The organism is Caldanaerobius fijiensis DSM 17918, assembly GCF_900129075.1.
In the GTDB taxonomy this organism is placed as follows: domain Bacteria; phylum Bacillota; class Thermoanaerobacteria; order Thermoanaerobacterales; family Caldanaerobiaceae; genus Caldanaerobius; species Caldanaerobius fijiensis.
The window spans coordinates 1-2333 of sequence record NZ_FQVH01000075.1; the positions used below are offsets into that span (position 1 = coordinate 1).

Annotated in this window: 3 protein-coding genes and 1 pseudogene; all 4 read right to left on the reverse strand. The window is 47.2% G+C overall.

What is annotated here, in order from left to right; translation table 11 throughout:
- Window positions 1-129: 129 nt before the first annotated feature.
- Window positions 130-300, reverse strand: coding sequence for a sunset domain-containing protein (locus BUB87_RS15215; protein ID WP_456059101.1), 171 nt, complete (start codon window positions 298-300; stop codon window positions 130-132).
- 87 nt (window positions 301-387) lie between these two features.
- Window positions 388-1386: pseudogene (locus BUB87_RS13830) on the reverse strand (ComEC/Rec2 family competence protein); the annotation flags it as partial.
- A 99-nt stretch (window positions 1387-1485) separates the two neighbouring features.
- Window positions 1486-1680: a hypothetical protein gene (locus tag BUB87_RS13835; RefSeq protein WP_073346666.1), complete on the reverse strand. Its 195-nt coding sequence runs from the start codon at window positions 1678-1680 to the stop codon at window positions 1486-1488.
- Between the two features lie 82 nt (window positions 1681-1762).
- Window positions 1763-2333, reverse strand: a 571-nt coding sequence (locus BUB87_RS13840) for an endonuclease III domain-containing protein (RefSeq protein WP_234946062.1), incomplete at its 5' end; no start/stop codon positions are given.

The window sequence follows — 2333 nt, forward strand, 5'->3', positions numbered from 1 at the left end:
TAAGGCTTGCTTGAACAGCCGCGAAGTATAAAACCGTTCGTACCACGGCCTCGTGGGGAAAGAACCCCACGGGTTTACCCGTGGAAGGATGTCAGAAAAGTATTATATCATGAACACGTTTCGTTCGCACTACTTCTTCGGCGGCCTGAACCCAGCTGCCTGCGCTTCCGCCTCCGTCTTGAACCATCTCTCTGCCTTCGTTCTATCGTACCACGGATCACCCGGTATGTGGTATATCTTCTCGCCTTTGCTGTTGATATTGCCTTTAATCAGGCCTCTTCCGCTGGAATCCACGTACACTTTCCCCGGCTCTCCGTAGTACCCGTACGGCAGGCTTTGTACCGTGCTTGTAGAAGGTTTTGAGGAAGATGTATTTGTACTTCCGCTCTTGTTTCCCGGTGTGTAGTCACCCGGCTTAACGTTGAATGTTATTGTTTTGCTGTCGCTCGTCGCGACGATCGTGCCATTCTCATCAGTTCTGTATACAGGTATTTTGTAGTATTTTAACCTGTTCATCGTTACCTGCGCTGGGTGCCCGTAGTCGTTGTTTTTGCCCACACTGATCACGGCATATTTTGGTTTGACTGCGTTCAAAAACGCCAGCGACGTTGAGTACGCGCTTCCGTGGTGCCCTATTTTAAGCACGTCCGCCTTGAGATCGTATCCAGCTTTCAGCATCTCCTGCTCCGACTGCACTTCGGCATCGCCCGTAAGAAGAAACGACGTCTTTCCGTACGTTATCTTTATCACTGCACTGTAGTTGTTAAGATCATCGTAGTACGTGCTGTTGGGTGCCAGCATCTTCGCAGTTATACCGCTGCCGAGGTCAAGCACAACTCCGGCCTTCGCTGTCTTAACCGTTAACCCTTTGTGCTTTATTGTCGTTAATAGCTTCTCAAAACTGTACGTGTTCGTGCTTGCTTTGGGCATGTATACACTGCCTATACCAAGTGAATTGATTACGTCCGGCATACCGCCTATGTGGTCGTTGTGCGGGTGCGTTGCAACGAGCACATCTATCTTTTTGACGTTCCTGCTTCTTATGTACGATACTACCCTGCTGCCCATTTCCGGCACTCCGGCGTCCACGAGCATTGTTTTGCCCGACGGCGCCTGCACGAGTATGCTGTCGCCCTGTCCAACATCTATGAAGCTTATGACAAGCTTACCCGTTGTTGCCGGTGTTGCTGCCGGTTTTGCCGCTGGTTTTGTTACTGGCTTGGATTGGGTCTGTACCGGTTTGGCCTGTGCAACCTGAGTTTTCTGGTTTACCTGTACTGCCTGCGTCTGCGTTTTTGCTTGCGCGTTTTGCGGTGTTGTGCAGCCTGCCAGCGACAGCACCATCATTGCGGATACGAACAATGCGAGCAGCTTCTTTTTGAGCATCGCAAATCTCTCCTTTCCATTTCTCTGCCATTATTATACCACAGCGGATAGCTACAGCACGTCCGCAAGGCAAAAAATTAAGCCTGCAAATCCGCAGGCTTAATACTCCGATATATACATCTTTCCGCAACTCCTGCACTGCACTATGCAGTGCTGCACGCTGTCGTCCGTGAAATATTCGGCCTTCACAGGCTCAACGGCGACTGTAACAAGCACTTTCTCTCCGCATGTGCAGGGCTTGAATGGTTCTATATGGGTGTGCACGTTTTTGGCTAGCTCTTGATAGGTCGGCATTGTTTCTTCTCCTTTCCATTAAAGGGCATGAATGTTCTATTTATTAGTTGTAAGCTCATATTTTAATTATTCTTTAAAAACATTAGAATGAAATATAATAACAAAGTTTATTTCCAAAACAGTTTCTACATTTAGGTTTTCTTGCAGTACAAATTTGAGCGGCAAAGTCCAGCAGACTCCATATAGTTTCTTTTATTGTACCATCTGTCAAAAGAAGGGTTCCAACGTAATCTGCTAATTCAACATCATCTCGCGGCCGAGTCTTAGAACTTTTCAGCCCAAACACTCTCTCTGAAATCCTAACCATATTTGTATCCCAAGGAAGGTACTTTTCACCAAAGGCAAAGCACATAACTGCTCTAGCAACATAGTTTCCTATACCCGGCAAAGAAAGAAGCTTGTCTAGTTTATTTGGCACCACACCGTTGTATTCTTGTACGATAATAAGTGCCAAAGTTTTAAGTCTTTGTGCACGATAAGCAAGCCCGAGTGGTTTGAGAATTGAAGAAAGCTCAGCAAGGTCAGCTGAAGAAAGTTCATATGGTGTTGGATAGCGATTAAGTGAACTACATCGCCAATGAATTGGCGAGCTTCGTGCTCCCGATGAAACCTCGATGAAAGTCCCATCGGTACGCAACTGGGGTGTCCAACCC

Bases quoted from the DNA above. Each gene is read 5' to 3' on its own strand.
- BUB87_RS13835 (WP_073346666.1), bottom strand. From the start codon at position 1,680: ATGCCGACCTATCAAGAGCTAGCCAAAAACGTGCACACCCATATAGAA.